The organism is Streptomyces sp. NRRL WC-3605 (assembly GCF_001509795.1).
Classification (GTDB): Bacteria; Actinomycetota; Actinomycetes; order Streptomycetales; family Streptomycetaceae; genus Streptomyces; species Streptomyces viridochromogenes.
Genome location: NZ_LLZN01000046.1, coordinates 37664 through 52880, shown reverse-complemented (window position 1 = coordinate 52880; position 15217 = coordinate 37664). Strand labels below are relative to the sequence as shown.

The window sequence follows — 15217 nt, the reverse complement described above, 5'->3', positions numbered from 1 at the left end:
CGATGGGCGTCACGGACCCCGCCGGGCCGGTGATGGACCGGGACGAGGTGGACCGTGCGCTGGCGCGGCTCGGCCAGGAGCACGAGGCGATCGAGACCTCGCTGCTCGCACTCCAGGACCACGCGGGCCGCAGACTCCTCGAAGGGGCCGAGCTGACCGGCGTGACCAAGGAGCGCTGGACGTCCGCGGAGGCGTCGATCACGCTGCTGTGGGCGTACTTCGACGCCTACACGGGAGCGCTGCGCTCGGCCCGGGAGATCCGCTCCCGGCGCCGCTGGTCCAGCCGCGAGGACCTGGCGGAGCTGACGGAGCTGCTGCGCGGCGAGTGCGTGACGGTGGCCGGCCAGGCCGCCGCGGCCGCCGGCGCGCCGACCCCGCACGGCGGTCCGGGCCGGCTGAGCGAGCGGTTCTCGCTGGCCGCGCTCGTGGACCGGATGAACGAGCTGTACGCGACCTCGCTGGACATGGTCGTGGCCGCCGACGCCGTCTGGTCCGCGCTGCCCGCCCGGATCGATTTACTCGCCGCCGAGCTCCAGCGCACCCGCCGGCTCGCGCACTCCGTCGGGGTGCGCCCCGGCGAGCATCCGGCGGGCGACGACCTGGAGCGGATCACCCGCACGCTGACCCGGCTGCGCGCCGAGGTGGTGTCGGACCCGCTGGCCTACTGGGTGCCCACGAAGGGCAGTTCGGCGCCGGGCGGCGGCCGTCCGGACACCACCGTGTACGACCGTGAGGCGCGCGCACTGGAGGACGTGCGCCGGGAGATCGACGCGGTACTGACGGTCCGTCAGGACGCGGAGCAGCGCCTGGTGCGGCTTCGGGACGTGCTCTCCCGCGCGGACCGCACGCTCGCCGAGGCCCGTACCGCGCGCGGCGAGGTGCTGGCGAAGATCGCCGCGACCGAGGTCCCGGTCGTCAGCGGTCCCCCGACGGTGCTCCAGGAGCAGCTGGCGACGGCCGCCGAGTACCGCCGGCAGGCCCAGTGGCACCGGCTGTCGCCACTCCTCGAGTCCCTGGAGCAGAAGGCGGAGGACGAACTGCTGCGCGCGCGCGAGTCGTTGACGGCGGTCACCGCGCCGCTGGCGGTCCGCGCCGAGCTGCGCGGCCGGCTCGACGCGTACAAGGCGAAGGTGGCCCGGCACGGCCTCGCGGAGGACCCGCTGCTGGTCGAGCGCTACGACGCGGCGCGCCGCATGCTGTGGAGCGCGCCCTGCGACCTGCGCGTCGCCGAGCAGGCGGTCCTGCGCTACCAGCAGGCGGCGGCCGAGCTGCTCGGCGGCGGCGGTGGCCGCATCCCGGGTCCGCGCACCCCCGAGGACGGGCCGGGGAGCGGGGCATGAGGGGCAGGGGGAGGACATGAGCCAGGCGGGGCAGACCTGTCAGCGCCCGGACTGCACCGGGTCGTACGAGGACATGGGCGGCGGCGAGCTGTACTGCGACACCTGCGGCCTGGCCCCGGTCGTCTCGGCGACCGGCACGGTCGGCTCGCCGCCCACCGGGGCCGCGGCGGGCGGCAAGGGCGCCTCGGGCAGCGGTGGTTCACGCTCCACGGGCCGGGGCAGCTCGCGCGCGTCCTCGCAGTCGTCGCGGTCCTCGCGGTCCCGGCGCTCGGTGTCGGGGCGGCTGTCGCGGTCGGTGTCCGGGCGGTCCACGGGCCGTTCGGTGTCGGTGCGCAGCTCGGGTTCCACGGCCGGCTCCAGCGGGCGCGGCCGGCTCGGCGCCGGGCTGGTCCAGGTGCCGGACGTGCCACGTCCCGACCCGCGCGCGATGGTGCTGGAGAACGCGGAGGTGCCGGAGCGCAAGCGGTTCTGCTCCCGCTCCGACTGCGGCGCGCCCGTCGGCCGGGCGCGCGGCGACCGGCCGGGCCGTACCGAGGGGTTCTGCACGAAGTGCGGGCACCCGTACTCGTTCGTGCCCAAGCTGCGCGCCGGGGACATCGTGCACGGTCAGTACGAGGTCGTGGGCTGTCTGGCGCACGGCGGGCTGGGCTGGATCTACCTGGCCGTGGACCGGGCCGTCTCGGATCGCTGGGTGGTGCTCAAGGGCCTGCTCGACACCGGCGACCAGGACGCGATGGCGGCGGCGATATCGGAGCGGCGCTTCCTCGCGGAGATCGAGCACGCCAACATCGTGCGGATCTACAACTTCGTGGAGCACCTCGACCAGCGCACCGGCTCCCTCGACGGCTACATCGTGATGGAGTACGTCGGCGGCAAGTCCCTGAAGGAGATAGCGAACGCGCGCCGCACCGAGACCGGGCGGCGCGATCCGCTGCCGGTGGAGCAGGCGTGCGCGTACGGCATCGAGGCCCTGGAGGCCCTCGGGCATCTGCACAGCCGCAACCTGCTGTACTGCGACTTCAAGGTCGACAACGCCATCCAGACCGAGGACCAGCTCAAGCTGATCGACATGGGCGCGGTGCGCAGGATGGACGACGACGAGTCGGCCGTCTACGGCACGGTCGGCTACCAGGCGCCGGAGGTCGCGGAGGCCGGCCCGTCGGTCGCCTCGGACCTCTACACGGTCGCCCGCACCCTCGCCGTGCTGGCCTTCGACTTCCAGGGCTACACGAACGTCTACGCCGGATCGCTGCCCGACCCGGACCACATCGAGGTGTTCCGCCGGTACGAGTCCTTCTACCGGCTTCTGGTCCGCGCCACCGACCCCGAGCCGGCCCGCCGGTTCGCCTCCGCGCAGGAGATGGCGGAGCAGCTGACGGGGGTGCTGCGCGAGGTCGTCTCCCTCCAGTCGGGCCGGGCGCGGCCCGCGCTGTCCACGCTGTTCGGACCGGAGCTGCGGGTCACCGACACGGTGCTGTTCCCGGCGTCCGCCGGGGAGGTCTCCCGGCTGGGGGCGCGCCCGGTGCCGGCTCGCGGGGGCGCCGCCCGCCGGACGCCGGCCGTGACCGCGCCGCCCCCCGCACGGATCGTCAAGGAGGCCGACGCCCCCGCCGCCGCGCTGGCGCTGCCCGTCCCCCACGTCGACGCCGCGGACCCGAACGCCGGTTTCCTCGCGGGCCTGCTGACCACCGCCCCGGCGGAGCTGCTCGGCGCGCTCGCCGCGGTGCCGGCGCCGTCGACGGAGTCCCGGCTGCGCCAGGTGCGGGCCCGGCTGGAGGGCGGCGACCCGGGTGCCGCGCACGAGGCCCTGCTGGAGTTGGAGGACGAACGCCCCGACGACTGGCGGGTCGTCTGGTACCGGGGTGTGGTCGCGCTCGTCACCGGTGACCACGAGGGCGCCGCGCTCGCCTTCGACGCGATCTACGACGCCTTTCCCGGGGAGCCGGCCCCGAAGCTGGCGCTCGGTCTGTGCGCCGAGGTGCTGGGCCAGTTGGACAACGCCGCCGAGTACTACCGTCTCGTCTGGACGACCGACCCCAGCCATGTCAGCGCCGCCTTCGGCCTGGCCCGCGTCCAGCTCGCGACGGGCGACCGCCGGGGGGCCGTGGCGACCCTGGAATCCGTCCCGGAGAGCTCGATCCACTACACGGCGGCGCGCGTCGCGGCGGTCCGGGCCCGGCTGCGTCAACGCACGGCGGTCGCCGGCGACGTACCGTTCCTGGACGACCTGACGGCCGCGGCGGGGCAGGTGGAGGCGCTGGACGCGTACGGCCTGGACCCGGCGCGCCGGGAGGAGTTGTCGGCGGAAGTGCTCGGTGCGGCGCTGGACTGGATACTCTCCGGTGGCCAGGGTTCCGCCCCGTCCGCCCCCGGAGGACGGACGCTGCTCGGCAGTGGCCTGGACGAACGGGGACTGCGGTTCGGCCTGGAGCGCTCGTACCGCATGCTGGCCCGGCTGGCCCCGGGCGGCGAGGAGAGGATCGACCTGGTGGAACGTGCAAACCGTTACCGCCCCCGGACGTGGGTGTAGTTGATGTCGCAGATGCCCCAGTTGTCCGCCTGCCCGAGCTGCGCCTGGCCGCTCGACTCGGGTGACCGTTTCTGCGGTGCGTGCGGATACGACCTGTCCACCGTGCCCGCACGGCCGGACGACCACCCCACGATCGCCCTGAACGGTTCGGCCGCCCAGGGCACCGGGACCGGCGGCCACGGCCTGCCCCCGGGCACGCCTCCCCCGCCGCCGGTGCCGCCGCCCGGCATCCCGGCTCCCGCCGCGCCCGAGCCCGGCCCGCCCCCGTTCCCGGCACAGGCCGGCGAGAGCGACCCCGCACCGCGCACCCCGACCGTGCCGGACGGCGTCCCCGTCCCGGCGGAGTCCCCCGACGCGCCGTCCTCCGGCGTACGCCTCGACCGGCCGGCCGAGCCCGACGCGTACGCCCTGCAGGCCCCCGACCCCCGGGTGAGCACCGGAGCGCCCACCCCGCCGGAGGGCGTCAAACTGTGCGTCGCCTGCCGCGCCGGCCGGGTCGACCGCGACGGCTACTGCGAGAACTGCGGCCACGCCCAGCCCCGCGAACGGGACCACATGGAGCAGGAGGCCGGCCCGGTCGCCGCCGTCAGCGACCGCGGCCTGCGCCACCACCGCAACGAGGACGCGTTCGCCGTCGCCCGCACCACCCTGCCCGACGGACGTCCGGCGACCCTGGCGATGGTCTGCGACGGGGTGTCCTCGGCGACCCGCCCCGACGACGCCTCCCTGGCCGCGGCCCGCGCCTCCATCGAGTCGCTGCTGGCCGCGCTGCCCCGCGGCACCCATCCGCAGCAGGCCCTGCACGAGGCGATCGTCGCCGCGTCCAACGCGGTCAACGCCCTCGCCGCCGAACCGGCCACGGCCCGTGAGCAGGCCCCCCACCAGAACGCCCCGGCGTGCACGATCGTCGGCTCCGTCGTCACCCCCGACCTGCTGGTCGTCGGCTGGGTCGGGGACAGCCGCGTCTACTGGGTCCCGGCCGACCGCTCCGCTCCCCCGGCCCGGCTCACCGAGGACGACTCCTGGGCCGCGCAGATGGTCGCGGCGGGCCTGATGAACGAGGCCGAGGCGTACGCCGACGAACGCGCCCACGCCATCACGGGCTGGCTCGGCGCGGACGCCTACGAACTGGAGCCGCACACCGCGTCCTTCAAACCCGACCGCCCGGGGGTCGCCGTGGTCTGCACGGACGGCCTGTGGAACTACGCCGAGGCCGCCGAGCACATGGCCGAGATCGTCCCGGCCGACGCCGCCGCGCGCCCCCTGCACGCCGCCCGGGTGCTCGTGGGTCACGCCCTCGACGGCGGCGGGCACGACAACGTAACAGTGGCCGTCCTGCCGTTCCCGGCACCGCCGGCAGGGGCAGGATCGGCCTGAGGCCTGCCGCGGGGACGGCCTCAACGGACCGGAGGGGACCGGTCCGTCGGCAGCCATGACCCCAGTGCGGGGTCGTCCAGGGGGATTTGAATAGAAATGGCCAATTTTTCGAAGCCAAGCGTGCCGCGGTTCTCGGTGGACGTGTACCAGAACGAGTACCTGCCGGAGGGCGGCAGCGAGGTCAACGCGATCGTGACGGTCACCTCCACGGGGGGCGGCACCCTCGCCGGCGCGCCCGGCGCGACCCGCTCCGCCGGACCGGACACGGACGCGGCCGTCGCCCTCATGGTCGACTGCTCCGGCTCGATGGACTATCCGCCGACCAAGATGCGCAACGCCCGCGACGCCACGGCCGCCGCCGTCGACACCCTGCGCGACGGCGTCCACTTCGCGGTGATCGGCGGCACCCACGTGGCCAAGGAGGTGTACCCGGGCGGCGGCCGCCTCGCCGTCGCCGACGCCACCACCCGCGAGCAGGCCAAGCAGGCGCTGCGCAGGCTCAGCGCCGGCGGCGGCACCGCCATCGGCACCTGGCTGCGCCTCGCGGACCGGCTGCTCTCCTCCGCCGACGTCGCCATCCGGCACGGCATCCTGCTGACCGACGGCCGCAACGAGCACGAGTCGGCCGAGGACCTGAAGGCCGCGCTGGACGCGTGTGCCGGGCGGTTCACGTGTGACGCACGGGGCGTGGGCACCGACTGGGAAGTGAAAGAAGTCACATCGATCGCATCCGCCCTCCTCGGCAGCGCCGACATCGTCGCCGACCCGGCCGGTCTCGCCGCCGACTTCACGCGGATGATGGAGAACGCGATGGGCAAGGAGGTCGCGGACGTCGCCCTGCGGGTGTGGACCCCGGTCGGCACCACGATCAGGTTCGTGAAGCAGGTCGCGCCCACCGTCGAGGACCTGACCGGCCGCCGCACCGAGGCGGGACCGCGCGCCGGCGACTACCCCACGGGTTCCTGGGGCGACGAGTCCCGTGACTACCACGTATGCGTGGAGGTCCCGGCGGCCGGCCTCGGTCAGGAGATGCTCGCCGCCCGGGTCTCCCTGGTCGTGCCACAACCGGACGGAAGTGCTCAGAACCTGGGCGCACAAGGTCTCGTACGGGCCGTATGGACCGACGACATGACCGCTTCGACGTCGATCAACCCCCAAGTCGCCCACTACACCGGCCAGGCCGAACTGGCCCAGGCCATCCAAGAAGGGCTGGATCTCCGCAAAGCGGGCGATATCGATGGAGCAACGGCCAAACTGGGCCGCGCCGTTCAGCTCGCCGGGGCCTCCGGAAACGCGGATACGGCGAAACTCCTTGCGAAGGTGGTGGACGTGGTCGATGTCGCGGCGGGTACTGTGCGACTGAAGGCGAAGGTCGCGGAGGCCGACGAGATGACACTCGAGACGCGGTCGACAAAGACTGTTCGTGTAAAGAAGTGACCAGCAGGACCCAGTAGAAGCATCGAGCCTGGCCCCTCGGGGTGGGAAGAAATCCGGTCGGGAACGACCGGAAAGGAGAGGGGGAAGCGCCGACATGCCGACCTGCCCGAACGGACACCAGTCGGGTTCCGACGACTGGTGCGAGGTCTGCGGTCACCGCATGGCCGGTGCCGTACCTCCCCCTCCGCCGCCGCCCCCGCCCGCCGGCGGCTACGGCTTCCCGCCGCCCGGCGGTCCCGGCGGCCATGGCGGTCCCGGTGGTCACCCCGGCCAGCAGGGTGGGCGTCCGCCCATGCCCGGCGGCCGGGAGCCCGAGCTCTGCCCGCAGTGCCGCACGCCCCGCGAGGGCGGTGCGCCCTTCTGCGAGGAGTGCCGGTGGAACTTCCTGACCAACACGGCGACCTCGTACACGCCCGCCGCCCCGCGCCCCCCGGCGCCCGGCGGCCCCGGCCTGCCCTCGCACTTCCAGCAGGGCCCCCCGCCGTCGTTCGGCGGCGGTGACTCCTACGACTACCAGGGCTCGCGCCCGTCCCAGGTGAACCGCCCGGCCGAGCCGATCCCGCCGTTCGGCGCGGACCCGCAGGGCCCGGGCGGTCCCGGACCCGGCCAGGGCGGACCTGGCGGACCGGGTGGACCGGGCGGTCCTGGCGGCCATGGTGGACCCGGCGGCTTCGGAGGCGGTCCCGGTGGCCCCGGTGGCGGTCCGGGCGGTCCCGGTGGCTTCGGCGACCCCTCGCGGCAGGCTCCCCCGCCGCCCGCTCCCACGCAGCCCGGTCCCGGCGCCGGCGCCCCGCAGGCGTTCCACCCGGCCGGTCCCGGCCCCTCGGCCCCGCAGGCCCCGCCCGGCTTCCCGCAGGAGGGCAACCGCCCCCAGCAGGGCGGCCCGTCCTTCGGCGGCGGCGGGGACGACTGGGTGATCCCGCCTCCGTCGGGCGGTCCCGGGCAGGGCGCTCCTGGCGGCCCCGCACAGGGCGGCTACGGCTACCCGCAGCCGGGCCCCGGCCAGGCCCCGCCGCCCGGCCCCGGCTACCAGCAGCAGCCGGCGACCTGGACGGCGACCATCGGTCCGGACCGTGAGTACTTCATGGCGATGATGCAGCGGTCGGGCCCGGAGGCCGCGGGTCTGAACCTGCCCGCGTATTCGCCCGAGCAGCAGCGCACGCTCACCGGCAACCAGGTCACCATCGGCCGCCGCCGGCACTCCACCGGCGAGTCCCCCGACATCGACCTGTCGGTGCCGCCGGAGGACCCGGGCGTCTCGCACCAGCACGCGGTACTGGTCCAGCAGCCGGACGGCACCTGGGCGGTCGTCGACCAGAACTCGACGAACGGCACCACGGTGAACAACTCCGAGGACCCGATCCAGCCCTTCGTCCCCGTCCCGCTCCAGGACGGCGACCGGGTGCACGTCGGGGCCTGGACGACGATCACGATCCGGCGCGGCTAGCTCGCGCGCCCAGCGCTTAGAGGGGCGGTCGTACGGCTTGGAGGCCGTACGGCCGCCCCTTCGCCCTGTACCCGGGTCAGCCGGGCAGCGGCCAGGCGTACGGTCCCTCGGGATCGTCCAGCCAGGCCCACGCCCGCTCGCCGCGCACGGTGATCCCGTACCGCTCCCGTGGCGGCCGGCCCTCCCGCTCCCAGAGCGCGTACGCCTCCTGGGGATCCAGGCCGCCCCGGGTCAGCGCCAGCAGGAAGCGGAACAGCTCGTGGTCCCGGGCGCCGCGCGGCAGCCCGCCGACCTGGACGGGCTCCGGCTCGGGCCGGGACGCCCCGCGCAGCGGAACGAAGTAGGCGGGCGTCGCCAGGAAGCGGCCCTCGGCGTGCCCGGCGTCCGCCACGGTCAGCACGACCAGTCCGGTGGCGAACGGCGTCAGGACGCGCGCGCCGGGGCGGCACTGGTCCAGCCAGGCGCGCGGGACGGACGGCAGTGTGCAGGTCGCGATGATCCGGTCGAAGGGGGCGCGTCCGGGCACCCCGCGCGCCCCGTCGCCCGTCACCACGACGGGACGGTGGCCGGCGGCCTCCAGATGCCGTCGCGCCGACTCGGTGATCTCGGGCTCCAGGTCGATGGTGGTGACGAGGCCGTCGTCGCCGAGCCGGTGCGCGAGCAGGGCGGCGTTGTAGCCGGTGCCGGTGCCGATCTCCAGCACCCGGTGCCCGTCCGCCACCTCCAGCGCCACCAGCATCATCGCCATCAGGGACGGCTGACTGCTGGAGGAGAGGAGTTCGCCGTCGCGCAGCCGGGTGGCCAGTGGGATGTCGGCGTACGCCCCGCGCATCCAGCGGGTCCGCGCGGCCGGGTCGGGGCTCTCGCCCCAGCGCCGCTCGTAGCCGCCGGCGACACCGACGTAGTAGTACGGCACGAACAGGTGCCGGGGCACCTGCTCGAAGGCGTCCCGCCACACCGGGTCGGCGTCCCACGCCCCGCTGCGCTCGATGACGCGCACCAGCGCGGCCCGCTCCGGGACGGAAAGCCCGTCGAGGTCGGCCGAGTCGTCCAAGTCGTCCGGGTCGTGGTCCGAAGCCTGCGCGCTCATACGTCCACTGTCCTGCGGAAGCCGCCCCGCGGCGACCGCCCCGGGCCCGCCCGGGACGGCTGGTCCTAAGCCTGGAGTCCTCCGTCTCCGCGTCTGAGACCATGGACGATGTGAATGAGATTCGGCGCGGCACGCTTCAGGAGCAGACCTTCTACGAGCAGGTCGGCGGGGAGGAGACCTTCCGCCGCCTCGTCCACCGCTTCTACGAGGGTGTGGCCGAGGACCCGCTGCTGCGGCCCATGTACCCCGAGGAGGACCTGGGTCCGGCCGAGGAGCGTCTGACCCTGTTCCTGATCCAGTACTGGGGCGGCCCCACCACGTACGGCGAGAACCGCGGCCACCCCCGGCTGCGGATGCGCCACGCCCCGTTCGCCGTGGACCGCGCGGCCCACGACGCCTGGCTGAAGCACATGCGGGTCGCCGTCGACGAGCTCGGCCTCTCCGAGGAGCACGAGCGGACGCTGTGGAACTACCTGACGTACGCGGCGGCGTCCATGGTCAACACGGCTGGCTGACCTCGTCCCTGTGCCCGTGATCAGCGGACGCCTGCGCCAGCGGCCCCGTGATCAGCGGACGCTCACGTCCAGCGCCCCGAGTCCCGCCCGTCGTACGGCGACCGATCCGAAGGGTGTGCGCAGCCGGAGCCAGGCGCCCGACGAGAAGAGCCCGATCGCCCGCTGGTCGGTCTGCGACGCGCCCGCGCGGCCGCGCAGGAAGCCCAGCGACTGCGCGGCGTGCACGGCCCGCACCGGCAGCCCGGTGTCGCCGACCGTGCGGGACCAGATCTCCCGCCCGACGCGGTCGAGTTCGGCCCGGGTGCGCCGCTCGGGCGGCAACTCCCCGGTGCGGGAGCGGAACTCGGCGACCGCCGCGCCGACGAGGGCGTGCAGCGCGTCCGGCGCCGGCAGCCCCTGCTCGCGCCGCCAGCCGCCGCGCGGGGGCAGCACCCCGGCCCAGGGCGGACCGGTGACCGCCGCCGGTACGCCTGCCGTCGCCGCCGACTCGTCGACGCACTCCAGCAGTTCACCGGCCGAGACGGTCACGTCCAGCGTGACGTCCAGGCCGTTCTCGTACGGCTTGGCCAGCCGCACCGCGCGGATCGCCAGCACCTCGAAGGAGGGCGGCCGCCCGAACACGGCGAGGGCCGTACCGGCCGCCTGGAGGCGGACGGCGGCGCCGCGGTCGTAGTGCAGCAGCCGGGAGAGGAAGGCCGCGAGATCCGCCGCCTCCCCCTCGTCGGCGAGCTGGAGCACCGTCATGCGGCGACGGCCTCCTCCTCGCCGGCCTTCTCCCGGCCGTCGTCCGTGTACTCCTGGAGGAACTCCCGCTCCTCCGCGGTGATCCGGCGCGGCCGCTGCGCCTCGAAGTCGAACGGCACGATCACCGTCGACGCCCGGACGTAGACCACGTCCCCGTCCTTCACCTCGTAGGTGAGGGTGAAGGACGCGGCCCGGATCTCCGTGACCCACAGCTCGATGTCCACCGGGGTGTGCCGGTGGACGAGCTGCCGCTTGTAGTCGATCTCGTGGCGCGCCACCACGGACCCCTGCTTGAAGTCCTTCTCCGGGCGGAACAGGAAGTCGATACGGGCCTCCTCCAGATAGCGGAGGAACACCACGTTGTTGACGTGGCCGTACGCGTCCATGTCCGCCCAGCGCAGCGGGCAGCGGTAGAGGTGCCGCAAGATCGATCAGCCCCGGGTCAGCTTCTTGTAGGTGGCACGGTGCGGACGGGCGGCGTCCGCACCGAGCCGCTCGATCTTGTTCTTCTCGTACGACTCGAAGTTGCCCTCGAACCAGAACCACTTGGAGTCACCCTCGTAAGCGAGGATGTGCGTGGCCACACGGTCCAGGAACCACCGGTCGTGGGAGACGACCACGGCGCAGCCGGGGAACTCCAGCAGCGCGTTCTCCAGGCTGGAGAGCGTCTCGACGTCGAGGTCGTTGGTCGGCTCGTCGAGGAGCAGCAGGTTGCCGCCCTGCTTCAGGGTGAGCGCGAGGTTCAGGCGGTTGCGCTCACCGCCGGAGAGCACACCGGCCGGCTTCTGCTGGTCCGGGCCCTTGAAGCCGAACGCGGAGACGTACGCCCGCGACGGCATCTCGACCTGCCCCACGTTGATGTAGTCCAGCTCGTCGGAGACGACGGCCCACAGCGTCTTCTTCGGGTCGATGTTCTCGCGGCTCTGGTCGACGTACGAGATCTTGACGGTCTCGCCGACCTTGATGCTGCCGGAGTCCGGCGTCTCGAACCCCTGGATCATCTTGAAGAGCGTCGTCTTGCCGGCGCCGTTCGGGCCGATCACGCCGACGATGCCGTTGCGCGGCAGCGTGAAGCTCAGGTCGTCGATGAGCAGCTTGTCACCGAAGCCCTTGGTGAGGTTGTTGACCTCGACCACGACGTTGCCCAGGCGCGGACCCGGCGGGATCTGGATCTCCTCGAAGTCCAGCTTCCGCATCTTGTCGGCCTCGGCGGCCATCTCCTCGTAGCGGGCCAGACGCGCCTTGGACTTGGCCTGGCGCCCCTTGGCGTTGGACCGCACCCACTCGAGCTCTTCCTTGAGGCGCTTGGCCCGCTTGGCGTCCTTCTGGCCCTCGACCTTGAGACGGGTCTGCTTGGTCTCGAGGTACTTGGAGTAGTTGCCCTCGTAGCCGTGCAGACGGCCGCGGTCGACCTCGCAGATCCAGCCCGCGACGTTGTCCAGGAAGTACCGGTCGTGGGTCACGGCCACGACGGTGCCCTCGTACTTGGCGAGGTGCTGCTCCAGCCAGTTCACCGACTCGGCGTCGAGGTGGTTGGTGGGCTCGTCGAGGAGCAGCAGGTCGGGCGCCTCGAGCAGCAGCTTGCACAGCGCGACGCGGCGCTTCTCACCACCGGAGAGGTTGACGACCGGCCAGTCGCCGGGCGGGCAGCCCAGGGCGTCCATGGCCTGCTCCAGCTGGGCGTCGAGGTCCCAGGCGTTGGCGTGGTCGAGCTCCTCCTGGAGCTTGCCCATCTCCTCCAGCAGCGCGTCCGAGTAGTCGGTCGCCATCTGCTCGGCGATCTCGTTGAAGCGGTCGAGCTTCCCCTTGATCTCGGCGACACCCTCCTGGACGTTCTCCAGGACGGTCTTCTCCTCGTTCAGCGGGGGCTCCTGCAGGAGGATGCCCACGGTGTAGCCGGGAGACAGGAACGCGTCACCGTTCGACGGCTGCTCGAGGCCCGCCATGATCTTCAGAACCGTCGACTTGCCGGCGCCGTTCGGGCCGACGACGCCGATCTTCGCACCAGGGAGGAAGTTCAGGGTGACGTCGTCGAGGATCACCTTGTCGCCGTGCGCTTTGCGCGCCTTGCGCATGGTGTAAATGAACTCAGCCAAGAGAAACCGTCCGGCAGCTTGAAATCAGGCAGTGGGCAGATACACCCCATCTTGCCGCACCGCCACCCCTGTGCGGAAACGCGTATACCGGGGCGCCGCTGACCTGGGGATTTCCCATCGCCCCAGGCGACCCCACCGTCACAGCGGACGCTCACGCCGCGTAGGACGCCCGTCGACTCCGGGGGATCATGACCAGAACACGCATGACCAGAACACGCTGCGTGAGGTGTACGGGGCCTCTGGAGTGTGCTGAGGACGCGCTGTGACTGTGACTACGGGGTGGCCACCCGCCGCATCCGTCCTCGGAAGGGCCCGTCCACCTGGGCCCGGCGGTCCGCCGGCCTGCGTTCCCCTGGGGGCGCAGGCCGGCACCCGGGCTCAGCCCTGCGTCCGGGCTTCCCGCTTGCGGATGATGACGAGCACCGCGCCGCCGATCACGACCAGGCCGATCGCGAGGCCCGCGATCAGCGGGGTCATGTCCGAGCCGCCGGTCGCGGCGAGGTTGGTGTCGTCGGACGGGGAGCCGACCGTGACGGGGCTGGGCTCGCTCAGGGTCTGGGTGGTGCTGCCCGCCGCGTCGGCCTCGCCGGCCCGCGTCATGCAGTCCAGCACGCCCGCGAACCGCTTCTGGAAGCCGCCCGGCCCCTGGATCGTGAAGTCGTACGCCTGGTCCTCCTGCAGCGGGACCGTCACCGTGCGCGACTCACCGGCCGCGATGGTGTACTCGATCCCGAGCAGTTCGAAGGTGAACGCCTCGGTGCCCTTGTTGGACGCGGTGATGTCCACGCCGCCCTTGTCGCAGTTCTCCACCGCGGACAGCGCCGGTATGGCTCCGGTCTTCGCCCAGGTCGCGCTCGCCGTCGCCGAGACGGTCGACTCGCTGGAACCGGCGAGGATCTGCGTCTGACTGCGGTTGTCCGCGGCCAGGGCACGTCCGACCGGCACGGTCGTCGAGGCCTGCACGGTCAGCTCCGCCTGGCCGGCCGCGGCGTCCGCGGGGACGTCGAAGAACAGCTGGCTGCCGTCCACGGCCGAGGTGACGGCCCGGCCGTCCCGGTCCACGATCCGCACACCGCTGGTCGCGGCGTCCGCGGGCGGGGCCACGGACACGCTGGCCGCGTCCGTGCGCACCGTCACCGGGCCGAGCCGCTCACCGGGGTGACCGGAGACCGCGGGCGGGTCGAGCGTCAGGGACGCGCGGGGTTCGGCCGTGTTCCGCGCGTTCGCCTCCAGATAGTCCGCGAGCCGCTCGGCCTGCGGGTCCACGGCCTCGACGTCCACGCCGTCCGAGTAGCGCCAGATGGCGACCTGCGTGCCGGCCGCCGCGTCCTGCTGGGTGAGGACACCGTCCACCCCGGCCCGGCCGGCCAGCGCGGCGAGATCGTTCACCTGCGGGTAGGAGTTCCGCAGGATCCAGCGGATCCTGCCCGCGTCCTTGTTGGCGCCCAAGGAGGTGCTGCTCCACGGGGTCTCGTGGTATCTCGCGTCGCGCTGCGTGGGGTTGTGGATGTCGATGCAGTACGTCTGGAGGGCGCCACCGCCGTCGACGGACATCTCGAACAGGCCCGCCGAGAGCTGCTGGTCCCCTGTGTCGGTGTGCACGACCGCGGCGCCGTACGTCTTCAGGCCGCCTATGGTGGCGATCGCCCCGCCCTGGTTCAGCGTCGCACCGTCGGCCGCGGCGGTGCCGGCGCCGACCGCGACGGAGGCGGCGACCAGTCCGGACACCAGGGTCGTGGCGGCGAAACGGGCCGCCCCTCGCCCGCGCACCGACAGCGCGGAGAACGCAGCAAACACTAAATTCCCCTTCGAGCAGGACCCGTTGACGTGGGGGGTACGGTCCCACCAGCAGAATCAGAAGCCCCGTGAGCTATGCCCGGCATCCTAGGTACGCGGCGCACCACGCTTCCCCGGGATCCCTCCGGACGGCCGATCCGACTCGTAATCGTTATCGCCAAGATCCATTGCGGGCAGGGCTTATCGACAAATCCACCGGGGTCGTTCGGCGCGCATTCGCCGATAAGCCGCAGTCCGGTCAGCTCGGGCCTGTGACTGACCTCACGTCACCGCGACGGTGTCTTCCGCCTGTTGACTCTCCGGCACCGCGGACGGCGGTGTCTCCCACTCCGGTTCCGGCTGCGCGGTCGCGGCGGCGGCGCCCGGCTCGGGCCTGGACGCCCGCCGGAACGCCGAGGTGCCCCGCGCGAGATCGTGTCCGATCGCCGTCGCCTCCAGGTCCGCCGACATCCAGCTCTGCCCGTCGCGCACGTCCGACCGCACCTTCAGCCGGCCCTGCACCACGACCGGGTCCCCCACGTTCAGCGACGCGGCCGCGTTCGTGGCGAGCTGCCGATTCGCCCACACCGTGAAGAAGTTGGTGTGTCCGTCGGTCCACTCGTTCTTCGCGCGGTCCAGGTACCGCGAGGTCACCGCCAGCCTGAACCGCGCCGACGGCCCCGTCGGCAGCTCCCGGTACACCGGCTGCGTCGCCACGTTGCCCACCGCGCAGATGATCGTCTCGTTCATCTCGAACCCCTCCCCGGCCCGGCCCCTGTGCGCCGGGCCGAAACGCGTACGGGCCCGTCCCGTACGGCTGCGTCCGGCCTGCCGGCCGCAGCGCCCCGTACATCCGGGGTGCGCG

At 73.1% G+C, this 15217-nt stretch carries 12 protein-coding genes; 6 read left to right on the top strand and 6 right to left on the bottom strand.

The features are described from left to right. Positions 1-2 precede the first annotated feature (2 nt). The 5 genes from ADL34_RS11930 (at position 3) to ADL34_RS11910 (ending at position 8131) form a co-directional block, all read left to right on the top strand. Positions 3-1340, top strand: coding sequence for a hypothetical protein (locus tag ADL34_RS11930; RefSeq protein WP_062666173.1), 1338 nt, complete (start codon positions 3-5; stop codon positions 1338-1340). A 16-nt stretch (positions 1341-1356) separates the two neighbouring features. Further along, positions 1357-3870, top strand: coding sequence for a serine/threonine-protein kinase (locus tag ADL34_RS11925; protein WP_062666171.1), 2514 nt, complete (start codon positions 1357-1359; stop codon positions 3868-3870). Further along, positions 3871-5247: a PP2C family serine/threonine-protein phosphatase gene (locus ADL34_RS11920; protein ID WP_062666168.1), complete on the top strand. Its 1377-nt coding sequence runs from the start codon at positions 3871-3873 to the stop codon at positions 5245-5247. It begins immediately after the preceding gene. A gap of 96 nt (positions 5248-5343) precedes the next feature. Then, on the top strand, positions 5344-6684 hold the full coding sequence (locus ADL34_RS11915) for a VWA domain-containing protein (protein ID WP_062666166.1): 1341 nt from the start codon (positions 5344-5346) through the stop codon (positions 6682-6684). A 94-nt stretch (positions 6685-6778) separates the two neighbouring features. Continuing rightward, positions 6779-8131, top strand: coding sequence for an FHA domain-containing protein (locus ADL34_RS11910; protein ID WP_062666164.1), 1353 nt, complete (start codon positions 6779-6781; stop codon positions 8129-8131). A gap of 76 nt (positions 8132-8207) precedes the next feature. Here ADL34_RS11910 and ADL34_RS11905 read toward each other — a convergent pair whose 3' ends face one another. Further along, positions 8208-9221, bottom strand: coding sequence for a methyltransferase domain-containing protein (locus tag ADL34_RS11905; RefSeq protein ID WP_062666162.1), 1014 nt, complete (start codon positions 9219-9221; stop codon positions 8208-8210). Positions 9222-9322: 101 nt separating this feature from the next. Between ADL34_RS11905 and ADL34_RS11900 the strand changes: the two genes are divergently transcribed. Continuing rightward, positions 9323-9736 (top strand): globin, encoded by a 414-nt coding sequence (locus ADL34_RS11900; protein WP_062666160.1) that lies wholly within the window; start codon positions 9323-9325, stop codon positions 9734-9736. A gap of 51 nt (positions 9737-9787) precedes the next feature. Here ADL34_RS11900 and ADL34_RS11895 read toward each other — a convergent pair whose 3' ends face one another. The 5 genes from ADL34_RS11895 to ADL34_RS11875 all read right to left on the bottom strand — a co-directional run bounded on the left by ADL34_RS11895 (position 9788) and on the right by ADL34_RS11875 (position 15102). Next, positions 9788-10480 carry a hypothetical protein gene (locus tag ADL34_RS11895; RefSeq protein WP_062666158.1) on the bottom strand — a complete coding sequence of 231 codons (693 nt, stop codon included), beginning with the start codon at positions 10478-10480 and terminating at the stop codon, positions 9788-9790. Then, complete coding sequence (locus ADL34_RS11890; protein WP_062666156.1) at positions 10477-10905, bottom strand: acyl-CoA thioesterase; 429 nt, start codon at positions 10903-10905, stop codon at positions 10477-10479. Before ADL34_RS11890 ends, ADL34_RS11895 begins: the two co-directional genes overlap by 4 nt. 6 nt (positions 10906-10911) lie before the next feature. Beyond that, positions 10912-12576 carry an energy-dependent translational throttle protein EttA gene (ettA, locus tag ADL34_RS11885; RefSeq protein WP_062666154.1) on the bottom strand — a complete coding sequence of 555 codons (1665 nt, stop codon included), beginning with the start codon at positions 12574-12576 and terminating at the stop codon, positions 10912-10914. Between the two features lie 378 nt (positions 12577-12954). Further along, positions 12955-14373, bottom strand: coding sequence for a Cys-Gln thioester bond-forming surface protein (locus tag ADL34_RS11880; protein WP_062739786.1), 1419 nt, complete (start codon positions 14371-14373; stop codon positions 12955-12957). Positions 14374-14634: 261 nt separating this feature from the next. Beyond that, positions 14635-15102 carry a single-stranded DNA-binding protein gene (locus ADL34_RS11875; protein ID WP_062666150.1) on the bottom strand — a complete coding sequence of 156 codons (468 nt, stop codon included), beginning with the start codon at positions 15100-15102 and terminating at the stop codon, positions 14635-14637. Positions 15103-15217: the final 115 nt, after the last annotated feature.